Annotated in this window: 18 protein-coding genes, 2 tRNA genes and 2 pseudogenes; 16 read left to right on the forward strand and 6 right to left on the reverse strand. The window is 66.3% G+C overall.

All coding sequences use genetic code 11. The annotated features are described in order from the left end of the window. The first annotated feature begins 46 nt into the window (after window positions 1-46). The 5 genes from BI49514_RS04215 to BI49514_RS04235 all read left to right on the forward strand — a co-directional run bounded on the left by BI49514_RS04215 (window position 47) and on the right by BI49514_RS04235 (window position 4,145). The gene (locus BI49514_RS04215; RefSeq protein WP_101544555.1) at window positions 47-853 is read left to right on the forward strand and encodes a fumarylacetoacetate hydrolase family protein; all 807 of its coding nucleotides are present in this window, start codon (window positions 47-49) and stop codon (window positions 851-853) included. Between the two features lie 109 nt (window positions 854-962). Continuing rightward, window positions 963-2,429 (forward strand): glutamate--tRNA ligase, encoded by a 1,467-nt coding sequence (gltX, locus tag BI49514_RS04220; protein ID WP_101544557.1) that lies wholly within the window; start codon window positions 963-965, stop codon window positions 2,427-2,429. Between the two features lie 2 nt (window positions 2,430-2,431). Continuing rightward, window positions 2,432-3,760 (forward strand): alpha/beta fold hydrolase, encoded by a 1,329-nt coding sequence (locus BI49514_RS04225; protein ID WP_101544558.1) that lies wholly within the window; start codon window positions 2,432-2,434, stop codon window positions 3,758-3,760. A gap of 203 nt (window positions 3,761-3,963) precedes the next feature. Beyond that, a tRNA-Gln gene (locus tag BI49514_RS04230) sits at window positions 3,964-4,035 on the forward strand. Window positions 4,036-4,072: 37 nt separating this feature from the next. Continuing rightward, window positions 4,073-4,145, forward strand: a tRNA-Glu gene (locus BI49514_RS04235). 156 nt (window positions 4,146-4,301) lie between these two features. Here BI49514_RS04235 and BI49514_RS04240 read toward each other — a convergent pair. After that, window positions 4,302-5,036 carry a DUF4282 domain-containing protein gene (locus BI49514_RS04240; RefSeq protein WP_101544560.1) on the reverse strand — a complete coding sequence of 245 codons (735 nt, stop codon included), beginning with the start codon at window positions 5,034-5,036 and terminating at the stop codon, window positions 4,302-4,304. Window positions 5,037-5,142: 106 nt separating this feature from the next. Continuing rightward, window positions 5,143-6,114 carry an aldose 1-epimerase family protein gene (locus tag BI49514_RS04245; RefSeq protein WP_101544561.1) on the reverse strand — a complete coding sequence of 324 codons (972 nt, stop codon included), beginning with the start codon at window positions 6,112-6,114 and terminating at the stop codon, window positions 5,143-5,145. Window positions 6,115-6,233: 119 nt separating this feature from the next. Here BI49514_RS04245 and galT point away from each other — a divergent pair. After that, window positions 6,234-7,322, forward strand: a pseudogene (gene galT / locus BI49514_RS04250) (galactose-1-phosphate uridylyltransferase); the annotation flags it as partial. 9 nt (window positions 7,323-7,331) lie between these two features. On the opposite strand, the pseudogene BI49514_RS16870 reads toward galT, so the two are convergent. From BI49514_RS16870 to BI49514_RS04260, 3 genes and pseudogenes are all read right to left on the reverse strand, one after another. Then, window positions 7,332-7,619 (reverse strand): annotated as a pseudogene (locus BI49514_RS16870) (sodium:solute symporter family transporter); the annotation flags it as partial. A gap of 150 nt (window positions 7,620-7,769) precedes the next feature. After that, complete coding sequence (locus BI49514_RS04255; protein ID WP_101544564.1) at window positions 7,770-8,528, reverse strand: DeoR/GlpR family DNA-binding transcription regulator; 759 nt, start codon at window positions 8,526-8,528, stop codon at window positions 7,770-7,772. A gap of 131 nt (window positions 8,529-8,659) precedes the next feature. Continuing rightward, window positions 8,660-9,376 carry an IclR family transcriptional regulator gene (locus tag BI49514_RS04260; RefSeq protein ID WP_101544565.1) on the reverse strand — a complete coding sequence of 239 codons (717 nt, stop codon included), beginning with the start codon at window positions 9,374-9,376 and terminating at the stop codon, window positions 8,660-8,662. Window positions 9,377-9,551: 175 nt separating this feature from the next. On the opposite strand from BI49514_RS04260, the gene leuC reads away from it, so the two are divergent. The 7 genes from leuC (at window position 9,552) to BI49514_RS04295 (ending at window position 16,749) form a co-directional block, all read left to right on the forward strand. Then, window positions 9,552-11,036, forward strand: coding sequence for a 3-isopropylmalate dehydratase large subunit (gene leuC, locus BI49514_RS04265; RefSeq protein ID WP_101544567.1), 1,485 nt, complete (start codon window positions 9,552-9,554; stop codon window positions 11,034-11,036). A 15-nt stretch (window positions 11,037-11,051) separates the two neighbouring features. Continuing rightward, entirely contained in the window at window positions 11,052-11,651 is a 600-nt protein-coding gene (gene leuD / locus BI49514_RS04270) for a 3-isopropylmalate dehydratase small subunit (protein WP_101544568.1), read from the forward strand. Between the two features lie 206 nt (window positions 11,652-11,857). Further along, complete coding sequence (murA, locus tag BI49514_RS04275) at window positions 11,858-13,174, forward strand: UDP-N-acetylglucosamine 1-carboxyvinyltransferase (protein WP_101544570.1); 1,317 nt, start codon at window positions 11,858-11,860, stop codon at window positions 13,172-13,174. Then, the gene (locus BI49514_RS04280) at window positions 13,171-13,953 is read left to right on the forward strand and encodes a lysophospholipid acyltransferase family protein (protein ID WP_101544571.1); all 783 of its coding nucleotides are present in this window, start codon (window positions 13,171-13,173) and stop codon (window positions 13,951-13,953) included. The genes murA and BI49514_RS04280 overlap by 4 nt, the downstream gene beginning before the upstream one ends. Continuing rightward, entirely contained in the window at window positions 13,950-14,963 is a 1,014-nt protein-coding gene (locus BI49514_RS04285) for an NAD(P)H-dependent glycerol-3-phosphate dehydrogenase (protein ID WP_101544572.1), read from the forward strand. The genes BI49514_RS04280 and BI49514_RS04285 overlap by 4 nt, the downstream gene beginning before the upstream one ends. Before the next feature lie 44 nt (window positions 14,964-15,007). Next, window positions 15,008-15,541, forward strand: a complete 534-nt coding sequence (locus tag BI49514_RS04290; protein ID WP_101544574.1) for a YbhB/YbcL family Raf kinase inhibitor-like protein — start codon at window positions 15,008-15,010, stop codon at window positions 15,539-15,541. Window positions 15,542-15,633: 92 nt separating this feature from the next. Then, window positions 15,634-16,749, forward strand: a complete 1,116-nt coding sequence (locus BI49514_RS04295) for a D-alanine--D-alanine ligase family protein (RefSeq protein WP_101544575.1) — start codon at window positions 15,634-15,636, stop codon at window positions 16,747-16,749. Between the two features lie 57 nt (window positions 16,750-16,806). On the opposite strand, the gene BI49514_RS04300 is transcribed toward BI49514_RS04295, so the two are convergent. Continuing rightward, a complete protein-coding gene (locus tag BI49514_RS04300; protein WP_101544577.1) occupies window positions 16,807-17,331 on the reverse strand; it encodes a DUF3515 domain-containing protein in 525 nt (174 codons plus the stop codon). Between the two features lie 32 nt (window positions 17,332-17,363). On the opposite strand from BI49514_RS04300, the gene thiL reads away from it, so the two are divergent. From thiL to BI49514_RS04315, 3 genes are read left to right on the forward strand one after another with little or no spacing between them, the layout of a single operon-like run. Then, a complete protein-coding gene (gene thiL / locus BI49514_RS04305) occupies window positions 17,364-18,371 on the forward strand; it encodes a thiamine-phosphate kinase (protein WP_101544578.1) in 1,008 nt (335 codons plus the stop codon). Window position 18,372: 1 nt separating this feature from the next. Further along, a complete protein-coding gene (locus BI49514_RS04310) occupies window positions 18,373-20,004 on the forward strand; it encodes a DAK2 domain-containing protein (RefSeq protein WP_101544580.1) in 1,632 nt (543 codons plus the stop codon). After that, the gene (locus BI49514_RS04315; protein WP_101544582.1) at window positions 20,001-22,148 is read left to right on the forward strand and encodes an ATP-dependent DNA helicase RecG; all 2,148 of its coding nucleotides are present in this window, start codon (window positions 20,001-20,003) and stop codon (window positions 22,146-22,148) included. Before BI49514_RS04310 ends, BI49514_RS04315 begins: the two co-directional genes overlap by 4 nt. Window positions 22,149-22,156 lie beyond the last annotated feature (8 nt).

Consider the following 22,156-nt stretch of genomic DNA (forward strand, 5'->3'; position numbering starts at 1 on the left):
AGCACCGAGGCGCGGAGGGCACCAGGCACTGACTAGACTGTGACACATGCGTATCGCCAGATTTGTACATCAGGACGAACCCAAATACGGAGTCGTCGAGGGTGAAGTGCCGCCGATCACCGACGGAAGCTGGGACACGTCGGGACTCGAACTCGCTGTTCTCGACTCGGACCCCTTCTTCTCTCCGGCCCAATCGACAGGCGAGAGGCTGAAGATCGACGACGTGCGTCTGGTCAGTCCCATCCTGCCGCGTTCGAAGGTGATCGGCGTGGGCCGCAACTTCGCCGCACACGCAGCAGAACTCGGCAACGAGGTTCCCGTGACCCCAGTGACCTTCTTCAAGCCGAACACCGCGGTCATCGGCCCCGGCGACCCCATCCGCCTGCCCGCGATCAGCGAATACGTCTCCTATGAGGCCGAACTCGCCGTCGTCATCGGCCGTGTGGCCAAGGGTGTGAAGGCGGAGAACGCCAACGACTGCGTCCTCGGCTACACCGCGAGCAACGACGTCACCCTGCGCGACCTCCAGAAGTCCGACAAGCAGTGGACGCGGGCGAAGGGCTTCGACACCTCGGCCCCGCTGGGTCCCTGGATCGAAACCGAACTCGACGTCGACGACCTCGGCATCCGGTCCTGGGTCGACGGGGATCTCAAGCAGGACGGCACCACCGCCGACTTCATCTTCGATATCCCGACCATCATCGAACACCTGTCGGAGACGATCACCCTGCTGCCCGGCGACGTCATCCTCACCGGAACCCCGGAGGGGGTCGGCCAGATCGTGTCCGGCAACCGCGTCGACATCGCCATCGAAGGACTCGGCGTCCTGTCGAACCCGGTCATGGACGCCTGAACCCACCGCCGCCTCGGCGGGGTTGCGTCCCGGACCTTCCGACCCACACCACCCGCGCCACCGCGCACACCACAGACTCACACCCGAGAAGATCACGCAAAGGACAATCGTGAGCGTCAAAGTTCGTTTCTGCCCATCACCCACCGGCACCCCGCACGTCGGCATGGTCCGCACAGCCCTGTTCAATTGGGCCTACGCCAAGCACACCGGCGGCAAGCTCGTCTTCCGCATCGAAGACACCGACGCGGCACGTGACTCCGAGGAGAGCTTCGGCCAGGTCGTCGAAGCCCTCAAATGGCTGGGCCTGGACTGGGATGAAGGCATCGAGGTCGGCGGCGACAACGGACCCTACCGCCAGTCGCAGCGCGGCGAGATCTACGCCGACGTCATCGAGAAGCTCAAGGCCGGCGGCCACATCTACGAGTCCTACTCGACCAACGAGGAAGTCGAAGCCCGGCACAAGGCCGCGGGCCGTGATCCGAAGCTCGGCTATGACGGGTACGACCGCGACCTCACCGACGAGCAGAAAGCTGCCTTCCGCGCCGAGGGCCGCGAACCGGTGTGGCGCGTGCGCATGCCCGATGAGGACATCACCTTCACCGACCTCGTGCGCGGCGACATCACATTCAAGGCCGGAACCGTGCCCGACTTCGTCGTCGTCCGTGCCAATGGCCAGCCGCTGTACACCCTGGTCAACCCCGTCGACGACGCGCTCATGGGCATCACCCATGTGCTCCGCGGCGAGGACATCCTGTCCTCGACCCCGCGTCAGATCGCTCTCTACGAACATCTCAAGGCCATCGGCATCGCCGAGGCGACTCCCGAGTTCGGTCACCTGCCCTACGTCATGGGCGAAGGCAACAAGAAGCTGTCGAAGCGCGACCCCGAATCGAACCTGTTCCTCCACCGCGAGAACGGATTCATCCCCGAGGGACTCATCAACTACCTCGCCCTGCTCGGATGGTCCATCGGACCCGACCGCGATGTGTTCAGCGTCAAGGAATTCACCGAGGCATTCGACATCCACGATGTCCTGCCCAACCCGGCCCGCTTCGACGTGAAGAAGGCCACCGCCATCAACGCCGACCACATCCGCCTCCTCGATCCGGATGACTTCCGTGACCGTCTGGTGCCCTACCTCCAGGCCGCCGAGGTGCTCCCGGCGTCCCCGACGGAGGCTCAGCTGCAGATCCTCGACGAGGCGGCTCCGCTCGTGCAGACCCGCATGAAGCTGCTCGGAGAAGCTCCCGACCTGCTCGCGTTCCTCTTCACCTCCGATGACGACCTCGTCATGGCCGAAGACGGACTGAAGACGCTCAAGGACTCCGCCCCCGAGGTGCTCGCCGCCTCCATCGAGGTCCTCGAAGGGCTCGACGACTGGACGACGGCGAAGCTCGAAGAGGTGCTGTCGGCGAAGCTCGTGACCGAGATGGAGATCAAACCGCGCCTGGCCTACGGACCCCTGCGTGTGGCCGTGTCCGGCCGCAAGGTCTCACCACCGCTGTTCGAGTCGATGGAGATCCTCGGCAAGGACTCCTCGCTGAAGCGCCTCAAGGCACTCGCGGCGCAGCTGTGACCATGGTCGAGCAGAAGAACTGGACCCGTGGGGGACTGCACTTCCGTGACGTGACGGTCTCCGTGCCCTTCGACCATTTCAGACGGTCGGGGGATGCCGCCTCGGCGGGGGAGGGAGCCGCGTCAGCCGCCTCGGGGAAGCTGGATCTGCCGGACACGATCGACGTGTTCGCCCGGATCATCGCCACCGAGGCGGACAGTCAGAAGCCCTACCTCGTGTACCTGCAGGGCGGGCCCGGCGTGGAAGCCCCGCGCCCGGGCATCGTCGGCGGTCCCGGCGGCTGGGTGAAGCGTGCCCTCGAGGAATTCCAGGTCGTCATGCTCGACCAGCGTGGCACCGGAAGATCGAATCCGATCGGCTCTGTTGATGGGGCCATCACCGGACTGGAGACGGTAGGGGACGACCCGGCTGCGATCGCCGAGGCGCTGTCCTTCTTCCGTGCCGATTCGATCGTCGAGGACGCGGAGATCCTGCGCCGCCAGCTCGGCGCGGACACCTGGTCCCTGCTGGGGCAGTCCTTCGGCGGCTTCACGACTCTGCGCTACATCTCCGCGCATTCGAATGCCCTTCACGAGGTGTACTTCACCGGCGGTCTGCCCGCGATCGGCCTCGACCCGGCGACCGTCTACGGACGCACGTGGGAGGGCATGATCCGCAAGTCCGAGCAGTATTACGCAGCGTTTCCCGGCGACCGTGAGAAGATGCGGCGCCTCGTCGACCTTGCGTCTGTCGGTGACGGTCTCACCCTGCCCGGGGGAGCGCGGGCGACGCCGGAGCGGATCCGTCTGCTCGGGCACTTCCTCGGCGCCTCGGATGGTCCGGAGAAGCTGCATTATCTGCTCGACCTTGACTTCTCTTCGGGGGCATTCCGGCATGACCTTGCCGCGTCTCTGCCGTTCTCAGGGCGCAATCCGCTCTATGTCGTCGTCCACGAATCCTGCTGGGCCGACGGCACGGTGACGAACTGGGCGGCCAGGCGGGCGATGCCCGATGCCGTGGTCAATGATCCGACTCTGCTGGCCGGCGAGCATGCCGGGCCGGAGTCGCTGCATGAGGATCCGGAGCTTGCGCCCTTCGCCGAGGTGGCCGACCTCGTCGCCGCACGTCAGTGGCCCGGTCTCTACGACGTCGACGCTCTGCAGGCTGCCTCGGTGCGTGGTGCGGCGGCAGTGTACTTCGAAGACGCCTACGTGCCGGTGGAGTATTCGCTGGCCACAGCCGAGCATCTCTCCGGGGTGCAGCCGTGGGTGACGAACGAGTACGAACACAACGGTCTGCGCGCCGACGGCTACCGGGTCCTCGACCGGCTCATCGGTCTCGCCCGCGGGTGAGGCCGGGGCCCGTCGGGGCGGGCAGACCGAGCCTGCGCGCGCGGGACTACTGGCCTGTCGGCGGGACGGGTGCGGGGAGCCTGTTGTGTTAAGAAGGTCACACTGAAAAGGAGCCTCTCGGATTTGTCGGGAGGCGGGGTGCTTGTGTAGAGTTATATCTCGTTGCTCAGGGAAATCTCCTCGGGGATGACCTTGAAAAACATTGGGCTATGGTGTAATTGGCAGCACGAGTGATTCTGGTTCATTTAGTCTAGGTTCAAGTCCTGGTAGCCCAGCGGACACAGTCTGGATCAGTCCAGGAGTGTTGTTCTGGCCCCCGTCGTCTAGTGGCCTAGGACGCCGCCCTCTCAAGGCGGTAACGGCAGTTCGAATCTGCTCGGGGGTACGGTTGAGCCCCGCATCGAATTTCGGTGCGGGGCTCACTCTAATTCACGGGCGTTTTCCCGCGCCTGCATTGGGGGCAGCTGGGAACGGCACTGTCTGAGTCAGAAAGCACCTGTTTCGCACAGTGCTTTCTGACTCAAACAGTGCCGTAGTCGCCTCAGCGGCTGACTGAATCGGCGATGCGCTTCGTGTGCTCGGCCGTCTTGATGTTGGATACGATGAGCTCGAGCACGAGACGGACGCCGATCACCCACAGCGCCGGAATGATCCAACCGAAGATGATGGCGATCAGCAGCGGCCAGATGCTGAAGCTCGGGCCGCCGGTCATATATGCCGAGGCCGTACCTGCTGCGATTCCCGTGGTGATGCCGGCGATGATGGTCCCGAGGTAGGACAGGACCGCGACTACGATCGCGATGATGTAGATGAAGCCCGCCCACTTCACCGCGATGAAGTTGTCGAAGCGGATGTCGAACAGCGACTTGAAGAACCCGGCCTGCTGGGGTGTCGACTGCGGAGCCTGACCATACGCTGGCTGACCATAGGCGGGCTGACCATAAGCCTGCTGTTGCGCCGCGTTCTGCGAGTAAGCGTCCTGCTGATAGGGATCCTGCTGATAGGCACCGGGCTGCGAATACCCGCCCTGCTGGTACTGCTGACCCTGTGCCTGATAGGCATTGGGATCATAGGTGCCCTGCTGATAGGTGGGCTGATCGGACTGGAACTGCGCATCCTGGCCGGGCTGGAACTGGGAGTTCTGAGGATTCTGCGCCGACTGGTCCGACGCGGACTGGGCACTCTCCGGCTGGTCGCTCGCGCCGGGGTTCTGGCCGTCGAGGTTCTGCTCAGCCGAGCTGCTGTTCGGGTCGTTCGGGTTCTGCGGTGTCGACATGGTGTCCCCTTCGAGAATGGAACGCACCCAGGGCAGGGCACGCTCGCCTGATATCTGCCTGTAGTTGCAACCTATCAGCATGCGCCGACTCGCGGCAGGGTGACTGTCATTCTGGGAGGGAAGGCGAAGCGACGTCTGCCTCAGTGAGGGCGACGCTCCACTCGACGGCAAGCTCGTCACCGGTGGCGATGACGTCGAAGTCCTCTCCGGCCTCGCCGGCGGCGAACGCATTCGGAGGGCACGTCATCGGCTCGATCGCAATCGCCCGACGAGCCAGATCCTCATCGAGGCCGTCGCCCGTGCACACCTGCCAGGTGCGGAAACCGGGACCCATCCCGACGACGACCTCGCGCAGATCGGCACCCTTCAGCCGTGCTCGAGACCACCCGTCGTCCCCGCGCCGAGGTGAGCCGTACGCATCATCGAGGATCGTTCCGCCGATGAGGCGCAGCGCCCGGAAGTCCTTGCACACCATGCATGCGGAATCATCGGAGGCATGATCGGCCGGGACTGCAGTGCCGTCATCGAAGGGGCGAACAGCCGTGGGGATGAGCCGCTCATCGGTCTCGTGCCAGTGCGCAGTGGGAATGACGAGCTGAGCCTCGTCGACGAGCTCACCATCCCCGGCCGAGAGCCACGGATGAAATCCGAAACCGAACGGTGCGGGAGCCGATCCCGTGTTCAGGGCGCGTGCGCGCATGCGCAGCTCCGCCTCGGCGAGTTCGAAATCCACCTGCAGATCGAACGCGAACGGATATCCCTCGGTCGGCTCCAGCGTGTATTCGAGACTGACCGTCGACTCGGTGCGCTCGACCACGGACCACGGCACATCGGCGACGAGGCCATGCAGTGCAGCATCCCGCTCGGGTTCGGTGATCGGCAGCCGGTGGCTGTCTCCGGCGAAGTCGTAACGACCCCCATCGATTCGATTCGGCCATGGCGCGAGCACGGCTCCGTCGAAGGCGTTCATCGGCACCACGACCGGACGATCGCCGACGCTGAAGCGAACCAGGCTCGCGCCGATGGAGGAGATGACCGCCGCTGACTCGTCGCAGGCGAGTTCGATCGTGGCGGTCATGGGTCTCCAGGGTGCTCGAGCGCGGGAAGAACAGTTGCAGATATTCTACGCCGTCCACGCGCATCTCAGCCGCCGGATGTTAGCATTATGATCTAAAATGATAATTTTTGGGAGGTCAGATGCCAGCGTCGCATCGCCGGGCGAACCTGTCCGATGGTCGTGAGATCCTGTTCTTCCAGGACCTCGACTCACCTGCGCCGACGATCGCCGCCGACCCTCGGCCGCACGATTCGCGACCAGACAGCGGAACCCTGCGCTTCGATGTTCTCACCGGCGAATGGGTCGCCGTGGCCACGCACCGGCAGACCCGCACCCACCTGCCCGCCGCCGCCGAATGTCCGCTGTGCCCGTCGACGCCGGATCGTCCCACAGAGATCCCGGCCGTGGACTTCGACGTCGCCGTCTTCGAGAACCGATTCCCCTCCCTGGGTCCCGGCCTCGGTGATGTTCCGTCCGCTCAGAGCGTGGACACCACCTTCGCCGAGGCGGCCGCGGACTCCGTCGAAACCGTGACCTCTGCGCTGTCGGGACCGGGATACGGTCGCTGCGAAGTCGTCGTCTTCTCCTCGGAGCACACGGGTTCCTTCGCATGCCTGGGCACCGCACGCGCCCGCACCGTCATCGACGCGTGGGCCGATCGGACCGCCGAACTCTCTGCCCTGCCGGGCATCGAACAGGTCTTCATGTTCGAGAACCGCGGGGAGGAGATCGGGGTGACGATGAACCACCCGCACGGTCAGATCTATGCTTACCCCTATGTCACCCCGCACACCGCGATCACCTCGGCCCGGGCGCGTGAACACCTGCGCCGGACCGGTCGGCCGCTGCTCGGCGATGTGCTCGCCTTCGAACGCGAGGCAGGGGAGCGAATGATCTTTGAGACCGATCACTTCTCCGCCTTCGTGCCCTTCGCGGCCCGCTGGCCGATCGAGGTCCACCTCGTTCCGCGCCGCCAGGTGGGAAGCGTCGACGAGCTCGACGAGTCCGAGCGTGACGATCTGGCTCGCGTCTATCCGGAGGTGCTGCGCCGCATCGACGGCCTCTACCCGAGTCCCACACCGTATATCGCGGCCTGGCACCAGGCGCCGGTCAACAGTGCCGACCGCCGCGCCGACTGGCTCCACCTCGAGATCACGAGCCCCCGCCGAGCGGAGAACAAGCTGAAGTTCCTCGCCGGTTCGGAGGCCGCAATGGGCGCCTTCGTCGGCGACGTCTCCGCCGAGGAACAGCATCGCCGGGACCGCGCCGATCCAGAAGTAGTGCATCGTCGGCATGCCGTACTGGGCACCCGTGGCGGACATGCCCATGATCTCCACGGCGCCGAGGTTGGCCGAGACGAACGCGAGAGCCGTGACCCAAGCAGGCAGGCTCCTTCCGGAGAGGAGGAACTCGATGCTCGAGGAGATCCCGCGCTTGGCGAACCAACCGATGCCGAGGACGAAGATGAAGTAGATCGCTATCAGCAGATAGTCGATCCACTGTGCGTCCAAGCGGATTGCTTCCAAGGTTCCTCCATATGCGTCAGTGCATCGCTTCGTAATGCGTCAGTGCATGGCTGCGTGTGGTGTAAGACACCCGAGTGGACACTTTAGAGGATTGTGAGCCTGATCGCTAGTGATCGAAGCTGAACAGTTCTGATCGTTTGCTGGCGAGAGTCAGACGACCTCGACCTCGACGCCCGCCTCGCGCAGGGAAGCGAGTTCGGATTCCTCGCTCTTCGAATCGGTTATGAGCTGCTGGATCTGCTCGGTCGGAACGGTGAGCACCGATGAGCGGAGGCCCACCTTCGTATGATCGACGAGCGCGGTCACGCGCCCTGCCCCGGCGGCCATGGCCCGATCCGTATCGGCGACGGGGAACGCCGGCGTCGACAGGCCGAAGTCCGCGGCCAGTCCGTTCCCGGAGAGGAAGACGGTGTCGGCACGCAGGCCGAGCAGCTGAGACACCGTGCCGCCGCCGACGAAGGCCCGGATCGAATGGCGCAGCAGTCCGCCGACGACGATGACCTCGTTGTCGGGGGAGGAGACCATGGCCTCGGCGACGAGCAGCGAATTCGTCACCACGCGCAGACCCGAACGCGTCACGAGCTGCTTGGCCAACAGCTCTGTCGTCGTTCCCGGCCCGAGGGCCACGACATCGCCGTTGCGCACCTGCGTCGCCGCAGCGCGAGCGATCGCCGACTTCTCGGCCAGCGCCTGCTCGAGCTTCTCCGCATAGCTCGACTCCCGCGCGCTCGAGGCGAGGACCGCACCGCCATGGGTGCGGATGAGTCTGCCCTCCTCTGCGAGCTGATCGAGGTCACGGCGAATGGTCACGGCCGAAGTATCGAGCTTCTCCGACAGGGAGGCGATGGAGACGGCGCCGTCTCTCTCGATCGTATCGACGATGATGTTGCGTCTCTGAGCGGCGATCATGGAGCCATCGTACAAGCCCCGGAGGCCGGGCCGACGGGCGATGCACGACCGCGGGCCCGGAGGGATGATCCTCCGGGCCCGCGGTCAGACCGTTCGCCGCTGGGCGAGGCGCGATGGGAGCAGAGTCGGACTCAGCCGCGCACGAGTGCCTCGGTCAGAGCACGCGCTGCGTCGATGACCGACTTCGCGTGCAGGCGACCGGGCTGTCGGGTGAGCCGGTCGACCGGTCCGGAGATCGAAACGGCCGCGACCACCCGATTGCTCGGCCCGCGCACGGGAGCCGACACCGAGGCGACGCCCCGTTCGCGTTCGGCGATGGACTGGGCCCAGCCTCGGCGACGCACCCCGGAGAGCATGGTCGCGGAGAACCGGGCACCCCGCAGACCCGTGTGCAGGCGGTCCGGTTCCTCCCAGGCCAGCAGCACCTGAGCCGCAGAGCCGGCGCGCATCGACAGCGTCGCACCGATCGGCACGGAGTCGCGCAGCCCTACGGGGCGCTCGGCCGCGGCCACGCACAGACGCAGATCGCCCTGACGGCGGAAGAGCTGAGCGGACTCGCCCGTCTGATCGCGCAGCTGACCGAGCACCGGCCCGGCCGCGGCCAACAGGCGGTCCTCGCCGGCGGCCGACGACAGTTCGGCCAGGCGCGGCCCGAGGACGAAACGTCCCTGCAGGTCGCGACCGACGATGCGGTGGAATTCGAGGGCAACAGCCAGGCGGTGGGCAGTGGGGCGTGCCAGTCCGGTCAGCGTCACCAATTCGGCGAGAGAGGCGGGTCCGGCCTCAAGTGCGGAGAGAACCATTGCGGCCTTGTCGATGACCCCGACGCCGCTACCTATGCTTGTCATAGGCACCATTGTGCGCGTCTCAGTGGGCGAGATGCAAGTTCGCATTGCGATACGGCCGAGTAGATTTCGAATACGCACTCACTCCAGTGCACACATCGCAGTTCATCGACGCGCCGTACCTCGGCCCGTCAGGTCTACATCGGGTGCAGAGATCCCTGCACCGGCGGGAGGAACCATGCCACGCACATTGGCCGAGAAGGTCTGGGCCGATCACGTCGTCTCACTTGGTGCTGACGGTGCGCCGGACCTTATCTACATCGACCTCCACCTCGTCCACGAGGTGACCAGCCCGCAGGCCTTCGACGGACTCCGACTCGCCGGGCGCCCCGTGCGCCGCCCCGACCTCACCATCGCCACCGAGGACCACAACACCCCGACCTGGGACATCGACAAGCCGATCGCCGAACCGACCTCGGCCACGCAGATCAACACCCTGCGCAAGAACGCCGAGGAATTCGGCATCCGCCTGCACAGCCTCGGCGACGCCGACCAGGGCATCGTCCACGTCGTGGGACCGCAGCTGGGCCTGACCCAGCCGGGCACCACGGTCGTCTGCGGCGATTCGCACACCTCCACCCACGGCGCCTTCGGAGCGCTCGCCTTCGGCATCGGCACCTCCGAGGTCGAACACGTGCTCGCCACGCAGACGCTCAGCCTCAAGCCCTTCAAGACGATGTCGATCACCGTCGACGGCGACCTGCCCGAAGGCTCGAGCGCCAAGGACATCATCCTCGCCATCATCGCGAAGATCGGCACGGGCGGGGGACAGGGCTACGTGCTCGAATACCGCGGCTCGGCCATCCGCCAGCTGTCCATGGAAGCCCGGATGACGATCTGCAATATGTCGATCGAAGCCGGTGCCCGCGCCGGAATGGTCGCCCCCGACGAGACGACCTTCGAGTACGTCAAGGGCCGCCCCCACGCCCCCGAAGGCGAAGACTGGGACGCCGCCGTCGAGTACTGGAAGACCCTCTACACCGACGAAGGCGCGCAATTCGACGCCGAGGTGGTCCTCAAGGCCGAAGACATCGAACCCTTCGTCACCTGGGGAACGAACCCCGGCCAGGGCCTGCCGCTGTCGGCGAGCGTGCCCAGCCCCGACGACTTCACCGACGAGAACGACAAGGCCGCCGCCGCCAATGCGCTGGCCTATATGGGTCTGACCCCGGGCACGCCGCTGCGCGAGATCGAAGTCGACACCGTCTTCCTCGGGTCCTGCACGAACTCCCGGATCGAAGATCTCCGGGCCGCCGCCGAGGTGGTCCGCGGACGCAAGAAGGCCGACAACGTCCGCTTCATGGTTGTCCCCGGCTCCGCGAAGGTCCGCCTCCAGGCCGAAGAAGAAGGCCTCGACGTCATCTTCAAGGATTTCGGCGGCGAATGGCGCTTCGCCGGCTGCTCGATGTGCCTAGGGATGAACCCGGACCAGCTGGCCGAAGGCGAACGCTGCGCCTCGACCTCGAACCGCAACTTCGAGGGCCGCCAGGGCAAGGGCGGTCGCACCCACCTCGTCTCGCCGCTCGTGGCCGCGGCCACCGCGGTGCGCGGCACGCTGTCGTCACCGGGCGACGTCGCGGACCTGCCGCGGGATGCCGAACCCGTGGAATGGGCCGACAATCGCCTGTCCCTCAACCTGACACCCGTCTCGGCGAACGACTGATAAGGAGGACGAGCCATGGAAGCTTTCACCACCCACACCGGCATCGGCGTTCCTCTGCGCCGATCCAATATCGACACCGACCAGATCATCCCCGCGAAGTTCCTCAAACGGGTCACCCGCACCGGCTTCGAGGACGCCCTGTTCTACCGCTGGCGAACCAACAACGACTTCGTCCTCAACGACCCCGATTTCGCATCCGGCTCCGTCCTCGTCGCCGGCCCCGACTTCGGCACCGGCTCCTCCCGCGAACACGCCGTCTGGGCGCTCAAGGACTACGGCTTCCGGGTCGTCCTGTCCTCCCGCTTCGGCGATATCTTCCGCGGCAACTCCGGCAAGGAGGGCCTGCTGGCCGCCCAGCTCGAACAGGCCGACATCGAACTCATCTGGAAGATCCTCGAGAACCATCCCGGCACCTCGATCACCGTCGACCTGAACGAGAAGACCGTGACGTGCGACACCGTCACCGTGTCCTTCCAGATCGACGACTACACGCGCTGGCGCCTGCTCGAAGGCCACGACGACATCAGTCTCACCCTGGCCAAGGAAGACGAGATCGTCGCCTACGAATCCTCCCGCTTCGCCTTCAAGCCGACGACCCTGCCCGCCAAGGTCTGACCCTCGCCTAAGCCGGCCCACCCGCACCGATCCACACTCGCCGAGGATGCCCACCGTCACACGTCCGGACGTGACGGTGGGCCGCCTAGGCGAATCGGTGGGATACCGTCGGCTGGGTTAGTCTAGGACGGTGCCCGCAGCAATCGTGGGGCACCGTCTCCGGGTGGCATCCCGCCCGGATCCGATCATCGGAATCAGGGAGGAACATGCTCGAAGTACGTGGGGGAAATCCGCTGGACGGCACCGTCCGAGTCCGCGGCGCCAAGAACCTGGTGCCCAAGGCGATGGTGGCCTCTCTGCTCGGTGAGACCCCGTCCGTGCTGCGCGGCGTGCCCAACATCCGCGATGTCGAGATCGTCACCGGACTCCTCGAACTCCACGGAGTCCGCGTCACCTCCGGCCCCGACGGGGACCAGCCCGACGGCGAACTCCACCTCGACCCGGCCGATGTGGCTCAGGGCTCCATCGTCGACATCGACGCCCACGCCGGATCCTCCCGCATCCCGATCCTCTTCTGCGGACCTCTCCTGCACAGCCTCGGTCAGGCGTTCATCCCCGACCTCGGCGGCTGCCATATCGGCGACCGCCCCATCAACTTCCACCTCGATGTGCTCCGCAAGTTCGGAGCCGAGGTCGACAAGACCCCCGGCGGCATCATGCTCAAGGCGCACAGCCGCCTGAAGGGCACCAAGGTCGAACTGCCCTACCCCTCCGTCGGAGCCACCGAGCAGGTGCTGCTGACCGCGGTCCGCGCCGAAGGTGTGACCGAGCTGCGGGGAGCGGCCATCGAACCGGAGATCATGGACCTCATCGCGCTGCTGCAGAAGATGGGCGCGATCATCACCGTCGACACCGACCGCGTGGTGCGCATCGAGGGCGTCGACACCCTCCGCGGGTTCATCCACCGTGCCCTGCCCGACCGCAACGAGACCGCATCCTGGGCCTCGGCGGCACTGGCCACCGGCGGAGACATCTTCGTCGAAGGCGCCAGCCAGCCGGAGCTCATCACGTTCCTCAACGTGTTCCGCAAGATCGGCGGCGAATTCGATGTGCAGGAGAACGGCATCCGCTTCCGCCACCCCGGCGGCAAACTCCGATCCTTCGCTCTCGAGACCGACGTCCACCCCGGCTTCATGACCGACTGGCAGCAGCCGCTGGTCGTCGCGATGACCCAGGCCGAAGGTCTGTCGATCATCCACGAGACCGTGTATGAGAACCGGTTCGGCTTCACCGACGCCCTGCGCGATATGGGTGCGCAGATCCAGCTCTACCGCGAATGCCTCGGCGGCACCCCCTGCCGCTTCGGACGGATGAACTACCAGCATTCGGCGGTCGTGTCGGGACCCACCGACCTCAAGGGCACCCGCATCGACGTTCCCGATCTGCGCGGCGGCTTCAGCCACCTCATCGCCGCACTCGCCGCCCAGGGCACGAGCGAAGTCCACGGCATCGAGCTGATCAACCGCGGATACGAGAACTTCCTCGACAAACTCATCGGCCTCGGCGCCGAGGTGTCTGCATGAGGGCCGACCACGGTCCCGGACGCGAAGCGGACGTGGTCGATCACGCACTCGTCTCCTTCGACCCCGCCTCGGTGCGGTCGCAGAACCGGGCCGGCACCGTCGCAGCCACGGCCGCCTACGGCCTGATGCGCACGGCCACGAAGATCCGTGTGAAGGGCCTGGGCAACCTCCCGCCCGAGGGGGAGGGCATGATCGTCGCCGCGTACCATGCGAACCACCTCGACCCGATCCTCGTGGGCCTCGCGCTGAAGCGCAACGGCCGATTGCCGCACTTCCTCGCGAAGTCCACCCTGTTCACGGGCATCCTCGGCACGATCCTCAAACGCGTCGGTCAGATCCCCGTCCTCCGTGCCTCGGCGCAGGCAGGCGACTCCTTGGCGTATGCGAAGCAGGCCCTGGCTAAGGGCGAGACCGTCGTCATCTACCCCGAGGGCACGCTGACGAAGGATCCGGACTTCTGGCCCCAGCACTTCAAGACCGGCACCGCCCGCCTGGCGCTGGAGACCGGAGCGCCGATCATCCCCGTCGCCCACTGGGGGCTGAACGAGATCTACCCGCGCGGGGACAAGAAGCGTCTGTGCTTCAGGCCCTTCAGCCACGACTGCGTCGTCGAGTTCGGGCCCGCCCTGGACTACTCGGACCTGTGGCCCCACCGGAATGAGAAGTCGACTATGGGGGAGCTCTCCCACCGGCTGAAGAACACGATCGCGGCCATGGTCGCCGACCTCTCCGGCCGTGAGCTGCCGACCCGATTCGCGACTGAGGAGACGGACGAATGAGCGTGGATAAGATCGCAGTCCTCGGAGCCGGATCGTGGGGGACGACCTACGCCGCGGTCATCGCCGACGCCGGGTTCCCCGTCACTCTCTGGGCCCGCCGCCCCGAGGTCGCCGAGGAGATCAACACCTCCCATACGAACGAGCGCTACCTCGGCGATCGGGACCTGCCCGAGCTGCTCAGTGCCACCGATGACGACATCGCCGCCGTCACCGACGCCGACGTCATCGTCCTCGCCGTCCCCGCCCAGACCCTGCGGGAGAACCTCACCCGGTGGAAGCCGCATCTGCGTGAGGGTGTGAAGCTCGTGAGCCTGATGAAGGGCATCGAAGTCGACACCGGCAAACGCATGTCCGAGGTCATCGCCGAGGTTGCCGAGGTCGACGAATCCCAGATCGCCGTCGTCTCCGGACCCAACCTGGCGCGTGAGATCGCCGACCGGCAGCCCACCGCCACCGTCGTCGCGTCCTCCGACATCACCACCGCCGAGGTGGTCGCGGAGATCAGCGCGAACGCGTACTTCCGCCCGTATACGAACACCGACGTCGTCGGCGTCGAGATCGGCGGAGCGATCAAGAACATCATCGCCTTGTCTGTAGGCATCGCCGACGGACAGAAGCTCGGCGACAATTCGAAGGCGTCGATCATCACCCGCGGGCTCGCCGAAACCTCTCGCCTGGCCGCGGCCATGGGCGCCGAGGCGCACACCCTGTCGGGACTCGCCGGGCTCGGCGACCTCGTGGCCACCTGCGCCTCGCCCCTGTCGCGCAATCGCACCTTCGGGCGCCACCTCGGTGAGGGGATGAGCCTCGAGGACGTCATCGCCCACACTTCACAGACGGCCGAAGGCGTGAAATCCGCTCCCGCCGTCCTCGCCCTGGGTCGACTCAACGGCGTCGACCTCCCCATCACCGAGGCGGTCTGTGCGGTTCTCAGCGGAAAACTGCAGGTTGACGAACTCGCCGGATTGCTGTTGTCTCGGAAGCGTAAGCACGAAGGACCACCTGCCTGAGCCACATCGAATCTCAGGCACCCGCTGGAAACCTAGGAGTACTCATGAGCGCCAACTCACCGTTCTTCAATCTTCCCGAACTTCCCACCTTCACGCTGACGAGCACCGACATCGAAGACGGTGGGGTGCTCACCGGCCCCCAGCTCTCCGGCGCCATGGGCGTGCCCGGCGGTGAGGACGTCTCTCCGCAGCTGTCCTGGTCCGGGTTCCCCGAAGAGACCAAGGCCTTCGCCGTGACCTGCTACGACCCCGACGCTCCCACCGGTTCGGGCTTCTGGCACTGGGTCGTCACGGACCTCGACGCCTCGGTGACGAGCCTCGAGACCAACGCCGGCGACCCGGCCGCCGACCTCCTGCCCAGCGGAGCCGTGACCCTGCGCAACGACGCCGGCGAACCCCGCTTCGTCGGTGCCGCCCCACCGGAGGGCCATGGACCGCACCGCTACTTCTTCATCGTCACCGCTCTGGCCGAACCGCTGGGCATCGACGAATCCGCAACACCTGCCTTCGCCGGCTTCAACATGTTCTTCAAGGGCATCGGCCGGGCGTGGCTGGAATGCACGTACGAGGCCAAGTGAGCTAAAGTCTTTCAGTCCGCGCACACCTGACCAGCTGTGCGCACCCGTGTCCGGTCCGAGGGCACGGGAGTACCACTTCAGCAAGGAAACTCATGGCAGACAACGATCACCGGCCCCTTGTCGCAGTCCTCTTCGGAGGCCGTTCGAGCGAGCACTCCGTCAGCTGCGTCACCGCGGCCGGTGTGATCGGTGCCATCGACGCCGATGCCTTCGACGTACTGCCGATCGGCATCACGAAGACCGGTGTGTGGCGGGTCGTCGACGACTGGGCGAGCATGCGCTTCGACCCGGACAATATGCCTGAGGTCACGGACAACGGCACCGAGGTGATCCCTCCGGTCTCCGCCGACGGGTCACCGCTGCTGCGGCGCGATGCCGAGGGCACATACACCGAACTGGGTGCGGTCGATGTATTCTTCCCACTCCTGCACGGCCGCTTCGGTGAGGACGGAACGCTGCAGGGACTGTTCGAACTCAGCGACACCGCGTTCGTCGGCTCCGGTGTGTTCTCCTCCGCAGCGAGCATGGACAAGCACTATACGAAGTCACTCATGGCCCACGCCGGAATCCCCACCTGCCCGTGGGAGCTCGTGACCGAGACGATGTGGGCCGCAGACCGCGCGGAGGCGGAGAGGCGAGTGGCCGCGCTCGGCCTGCCCGTGTTCGTCAAACCCGCCCGTGCCGGATCGTCCATGGGAGTCAGCCGGGTCGCCGAGGCGGCCGACCTCGAAGCAGCCCTGCTCGGCGCCTTCGAGCACGACTCCAAAGTCATCGTCGAACCCGAGGTCAGCGGCCGTGAGGTCGAATGCGCCGTGCTCGGTTCCGTCTATGACTCGGAGCTGCGAGTGTCCTCTCCCGGAGAGATCCGGGTCAGCGGCGACCACTCCTTCTATGATTTCGACGCGAAGTACCTCGACCTCGCCGATGCCGAGGTCACCTGCCCCGCCGATCTCGACGAGACGGTGACCGCCCGGGTTCGGGAGCTGGCCGCCTCGGTGTTCCGTCTCTTCGACTGCACCGGTCTGGCCCGCGTCGACACCTTCGTCACGGACACCGGCGAGGTCGTCATCAACGAACTCAACACCCTGCCCGGGTTCACCCCCACCTCGGCGTATCCGTTCATGTGGGCGCAGTCGGGACTCGAGTATTCCGAACTCATCGGCGAACTCATCTCGATCGCCCTGATCGACCACGCCCGCGCGAAGTAGGCGCGCGGGCCGCGGAGCAAGCGAGTCCGCGGAGCAGCCGCGTCTCCAACGGGCCCTCTAGCCGGCGATGTCCTCGGCTCCGACGCACTCGTTCTCCGGCGGGAGCTTCGACAGGGTCGGTGAGACCGCGGCGAGCACATCGTTGCCTGACTCGGCCTTGCGGTTGACGAGCACCTCGACGGCAGGAGTGCGGCCGTAGCTGGTGAACCTCCACGTCGAATCATCGTCCTCGACCGGCTTCGAGATCCAATCGACCCCGGAGACGCTCACGCACTGATCCGTCGTCGGGCCGGGAGGAGTGACTCCGCAGCGCAGCACCGCGACGTTGGGATCCCCCCAGGCCTTCGTGCCCTGTGAGGAGGTCGTGCGTGCCTTCTCACCCGAGATCTCATCGGGCAGGGTGAGCAGGATGTCGGCACACTTCGGATTCGCCGCGTCCTTGGCCGGTTCGACGATGACGGTGCGCGAACACCCGGTCACTGCCAGACCGGTGAGCACCGTGGCCAGAGCGACGAAGGCGAGAGAACGACGACGGTGCGCGGGCCGAGCGCTGCGGCGCGTCGAAGCAGGGCGAGATCTCATAGGACTACCGTATCGCCCGATAACCTGGAGCCATGACCCGACTGTCCGAACTTGGCGAATCGCACATCATCTCCCGCGTGCTGGGCCGCAATCCCAGCAGCACGCACGTGATCGTCGGGCCCGGGGACGACGCAGCCGTGACCGCACCGGAGGGGCGACTCGTCTCGACCGCGGACATGCTCGTGGAGAACGAGGACTTCACTCGCGAGTGGTTGGACTGGCAGAAGCTCGGGGTCAAGGCCGCGGCCCAGAATCTTGCCGATGTCTGCGCCATGGGCGCGGTCCCGCACGGACTGCTCGTGTCCCTGGCCATACCGGATGACACTGATATCGCCGACCTCGAAGCGCTGTACTCCGGGCTCTTCGACGAAGCCGAGCGGACAGGTGCCGCGCTGGAATGCACGGTGCCGATCATCGGGGGCGATCTGTCGTCATCCAAACTCATCGTCATCGCCATCACCGCACTCGGAACGGTGCCGGAGGGTTCCGCGATTCTGCGCTCCGGCGCCCAGCCCGGGGATTCTCTCTATCTGGCCGGGACGGTCGGACGGGCAGCCGCCGGACTCGACCTGCTCTTCGCCGGATTGCGACGCGAGACCGCCGGCCCGGAACTGCGTCCCCTCATCGAGACTCAATTGGCCCCACGGCCGGACTACGGTGCACTGCGTGTGATCGGGGCGTCTGCGATGATCGACGTCTCCGACGGACTCAGCCTCGACCTCGCCCGGGTGGCGACCGCCTCGGGGGTGGGCATCGAGCTCGATAGGGCTCTGCTGGCCGACCTCATCGACCCGCTGCTGCCGGCGGCCGAATTCGTGCTCGATGCGCGGTCAGCGAATGGGACGGCTGCGACAGCGGAGGATCTGGCCCTGTCCTGGGTCCTGGACGGGGGAGAGGACCACGGTTTCGCCGCGTCTGCGCCGTCGCGTCAGTCCCCTGGAGTAGGCTGGCGGAGAATCGGACGGGTCCGCACCGGACACGATGTCAGCCTCGACGGCACACCCGTGCCGGCGAGCGGTTTCAGCCATTTCGGGAAGTGACATGAGCAACGCCATCAGCCTCAACGGTCGTCTGGCCGCACGCTGGGCCCGCCGCGCCGTCGACCGGCTGCGCAAGGAGCGCACCGAGATCGACGAGCTCAACGTCTTCCCCGTCCCCGACGGCGACACCGGCACGAACATGTACCACACCCTGCGTGCCGCCTACCTCGCCGTGGAAGAGCTCACCGGACCCGTCACCCTCCCCCAGGTCGTCGCGGCACTGGCCGCCGGAGCCGGACGCGGCGCTCGCGGCAACTCCGGACTCATCCTCGCCGTCGCTCTGCAGGGAGTCGCCGATGCCCTGGCCGGAGTCACCGTGGCCACCGCCGACGCCATGGCCACCGCCCTGGAGACCGCGTCCGACCGGGCCCGGGCCGCCGTCGCCCGACCCGTCGACGGCACCATGCTCACTGTGCTCGACGCCATGGCCACCGAGGCCCGTGAGCAAGCCGACGACGGAGCCTCCCTGATCGACGTCATCGCGGCCGTGCGGGAACGCTCCCGATCCGCCCTGCGTGAGACCACCGGACAGCTCACGGTGCTGCGCGAGGCCGAGGTCGTCGACGCCGGATCGACGGGAATCGTCGAACTCTTCGACCTCCTCTACGCCACCGTCACCGGCCGCACACCGCAGGATTCGATGCTCGCCGAGGTGGCCCGCGCACCGAAGATCATCCACGAAGCCACCGCCGACGAACTCGAGATCGTCGCCGTCCTCGCCACCGAACCCACCGACTCGCTCGGCGACGAACTCGACCGCCTCGGCGGGACCTCCATCGTCATCAACGCGGCCAAGGTCCACGTCCACGTCGCCGACGAAGCGACCGCCGCGACCGTCATCGACCGCCTCGGCGAGTTTGGGATCGCTCGGCTCGATATGGAAGACCTGCGCATGCACGAGGAGGAGGGCGAGACGAAGCTCATCGCCCTGGTCAAGGGCACGGGACTGCTCATGCACACCGCGCTCAACGGAGCCACGGCGCTGACCCCGGAGGTGGGGGACCTGTTTGAGACGATGTCCGAACTCATCGCCGCCGAGGACCGGGCGGTCATCGTCATCCCCAGCTCCACCTCGGCGCTGAAGTCCCTGACCGGGCTGGGCGCGCATGTCGTGCGCTCCCGCAACGTCGCCACCCTGCTCTCGGCCCTGGCCGTCTACGATCCCTTCGCACCGGCGGGGGAGATCTTTGCGGACATGACCGAAGCGGCCGCGGGCACCAGGGTGGGCACGATCTATTCGGCCGATCAGCTCGCCTCCGACCCGCCGACAGGGATGCTGCCCGTCGTCCACGAGGACGGGGAAGGCCGCGCGGCGGCTGGTGCAGGTTCGGGGCAGGGCACGGGCTCTGGTCTGGGCACGGCTGTGGCGACTCATCCGGCGCAGTTCTACCGCGTATTCATCGAGGGCAGAGCGAAGACTCAGAGCACGGAGCTGCGGACCTTGGTCGAGAAGCTCGCCGATCGGCTGCTCGGGGCCGGGGGTGAGCTGCTCACCGTCGTCCACGGACCCGACTGCGCACCGGAGGTGCTCGACCATCTGCGGGACTGGATCCAGAAGTCGCATGGGACCGTCCACTTCCAGGACATCGATGCCAGAGACCCCGGGGTGCTCGTGATCATGGGGGTCGAATGACGACCCGGCTCGAAGACAACTTCCGCAAGGCCGACCGCACTCACCTGGCCAAACGCGGGGTGTATACGGTCACTGATTTACTCCGCTTCTTCCCCCGGCGCTACCTCGTGCCCGGGGAGCGCACGGAACTCGGCGAACTGCCTCTGGGAGAGACCGCCATCATCCAGGCCGAAGTCATCCGGGTGGAGACGCGGCGGATGAAGCAGCGGAAAGGCACCATCACCGAGGTCATCGTCCACGACGGGAAGCAGTCGATGAAGATCGCGTTCTTCAACCAGTATTGGTTGGAGAAGTCGCTGAAGCCGGGGCTGACCGTCGTCTTCGGCGGCAAGGTCGAATCGTTCCGCGGGCAGCTGACCCTGGCGTCACCGGTGTGGCTCAACCGCACCGAGGATGACCACGAATGGACTCCCGAGGACCTCAATTCCCCGTTCCCCATCTACCCCGCCGTCAAAGGCATCGCTCAGTCCCGGCTGTGGAGTTCGATCAAGACCCTGCTCACCGTCGCCGGAGACGAAGAGTTCGAGGACCCGCTGCCGAAAGGGCTGCGGGAGGCCCACGAACTGCCGGATCTGCGCACCGCGCTCGAGGACATGCACCGGCCGCGGAAGATCGAGGATGTCGAACGGGCCCGGCTGCGGTGGAAGTGGGAGGAAGCGCTCGCCCTGCAGACCGAATTCGCCTCCCGCAAGGCGACCCTGGCCGCGGAGAAGGCGACACCGCTGCTCACCCAAGGGGCGAAGAGCCGCCGCTTCGATGACGACCTGCCCTTCACTCTCACTGTCTCCCAGGTCCGGGTCGGCGAGGAGATCGCCGAGGACATGGCCGCCGATCGGCCGATGCACCGGCTCCTGCACGGTGACGTCGGCTCCGGTAAGACCCTCGTGGCTCTGCGGGCCATGCTCACCGCGGTCGACTCCGGCGCCCAGGCCGCCATGCTCGCCCCCACCGAGGTGCTCGCCGCTCAGCATTTCCATTCCATCCAGAGCCTCCTCGACGAACAGATGGCGCTGTCGCCGCTGCTCTCCGACGACGATCAGGTGACGGTGGCTCTGATGACCGGGTCGATGCCTGCGAAGGACCGTCGTGAACTCGCCCTCGACCTCGTCACCGGGAACATCGACATCGTCGTCGGCACACATGCGCTGCTGTCGGCGTCGACGATGTTCGCCGACCTCGGTCTCATCGTCGTCGACGAGCAGCACCGCTTCGGTGTCGAACAGCGTGAGGCGATGCGCGCCAAGGGCGGAGAGACGACCCCGCATACCCTCGTGATGTCGGCGACTCCGATTCCGCGCACGGTGGCGATGACGGTCTTCGCCGACCTCGATATCTCGACGCTCGACGAGATGCCGGCGGGCCCGAAGGACATCGCCACGCATGTGGTGCCGATCGTCGACCAACCGAACTGGTATGCCCGGGTGCGGGAGCTCATGCGGCAGACCGTCGAGGACGGGAGGGGAGTCTTCGTCGTCTTCCCGCGGATCGAACCGATGGACATCGAAGATCCGGAATCCGGGGAGGTGCTCGGTCAGAAGCAGGGCATCGAAGACATCACGCGGAAGCTGCAGGAGACCCCGGAGCTCTCCGACAAGAAGTTCGGCCTGCTGCACGGGCGGATGTCCGCCGCGGAGAAGGACCGGGTGCTCGCGGACTTCGGCAGGGGCGATATCGAGATCCTCGTCTCGACGACGGTCATCGAGGTCGGCGTCGACGTCGCACGGGCGACGATGATGGTCATCATCGAAGCCGAGAACTTCGGCGTCGCTCAGCTGCACCAGCTGCGCGGACGCGTCGGCCGTGACGGCAGCTCGGCCTTGTGCTTCCTGCTCACCGAAATGAGCGAGACGGACGAGAGCTACGGGAGGCTGCAGGCAGTGGCTGAGACTCTGGACGGGTTCGCCCTGGCCGAATACGACCTCGATGCCCGCGGCGAAGGCGATGTGCTCAGCGGGTCCCAGTGGGGCGGATCCTCACTGCGGCATCTGTCGATCCTCCGCGACTCCGAGATCGTGGCCGAAGCGAAGACGATCGCCGAGCAGATCGTGGCCATCGACCCGACTCTTGAAGCGGTGCCTGCGCTCAAGGCCTTCATCAGGCGCGTCCTGCCCGAGGACGACGCCCACTTCATCGAGGCAGGCTGAGGAGGCAG

It is taken from the genome of Brevibacterium iodinum ATCC 49514 (genome assembly GCF_900169265.1).
In the GTDB taxonomy this organism is placed as follows: domain Bacteria; phylum Actinomycetota; class Actinomycetes; order Actinomycetales; family Brevibacteriaceae; genus Brevibacterium; species Brevibacterium iodinum.